Genomic DNA, 1123 nt, shown 5'->3' with positions numbered 1-1123 from the left:
ATCGCCTGCGTCTTGGCGTCGGCCTCTGCCTTGGCAGCGGCGGCGGCCTTGTCGGCGTAGCTTTTCTGGATGGCGAGACGCTCGGCCGCGAGGGTCTTTTCGAGCGCGGTCGCCTGGTCGAGATAGGTCTGGTTCCCCGTATAGGCCTCGCCGAGAAAGCCCTTCCAGCTTTCGGCGAGCTGACGCTTTTGCTGGGACGCCGAGAGATCGAAATCGAGCAGATCGGCGCCCTGCTGATCGCCCTGGGCTGCCAGAAGCCGGGCTTTCACCGATTGCCCGCTCTCGCTCAGGCTGCGCATGTTCTGCTCGTACCCTTCCCGATAGAGCGCGCTGAACTTGTCGTTAAGCGCGTTGCCGTCGAGCCCGTAGGAACCGGCCTGACTTGCCGCGTCTGCATAGGTCTTTTTGAGCGCCTCCATCTGCTCGACCCAGCTTTGCTGCCCGTCGACCGTCGCTTTCATCAGATTGGGCATGGTGTTGCTGACGAATTCGGTAATGGTGGCCACCTGGGATTGCAGATCGCTGGTCGACACCGTCTTGCCGTTGAGCATGGCATCGAGCGCGGTGCGCAGATCCCCCGTGGCCTCGGTAAAGCCCGACACGGTCACCGTGCCGTCGCTGTTGAATTTCGAGACGGCAACGCCCAGCGCATCCACCGTATCGGCCATTCCCTTGAGCTGCGTCACGGCCGTCTGGAACGCGGCCACGCTGTCGAAACTTGCGGGCATTCCCTGGGCGAGTGCCTGGCTGAATGTCGCATTGTCGTCGCTGCGCAGTTGCACGCCACCCAGCAGATCCTTGAGGCTCACCGAACGCTGATCCGGGTCTTTGTTATTCGGATCGTCGCGCACCGTGCCGAGATAGGCATTCCCGGCCTTGAGCCCCATGCTGCTCATCATCGTATTCAGGCTCGCGATATCGGCTTTGAGCTGCGCGGTGATGGTGTCGGTCTGCTTCTGGTTCCAGGTCTTGCCGATGCTGAACTGATCGCCCTCGAGCAGAACCTGATCGATGGTGTAGGGGTTCTTTTTGTGCCCGAAGAGCCCGCCCAGAAGACCACCGGCCCCGCCACCGATCAGACCGCCGAGAAGCGTGCCGATGCCAGGGATGATCGAGCCTAGAC

1 pseudogene is annotated in these 1123 nt (G+C 62.2%); it reads right to left on the bottom strand.

Features of this window, described 5'->3' with window-relative positions:
- A pseudogene (locus C0V97_RS18245) lies at window positions 1-1123 on the bottom strand (phage tail protein); the annotation flags it as partial.

This window comes from Asaia sp. W19 (genome assembly GCF_003994335.1).
Taxonomy (GTDB): domain Bacteria; phylum Pseudomonadota; class Alphaproteobacteria; order Acetobacterales; family Acetobacteraceae; genus Asaia.
Note: the sequence above shows the minus strand (reverse complement) of the source record. Positions and strands in the feature narration are given on the sequence as shown.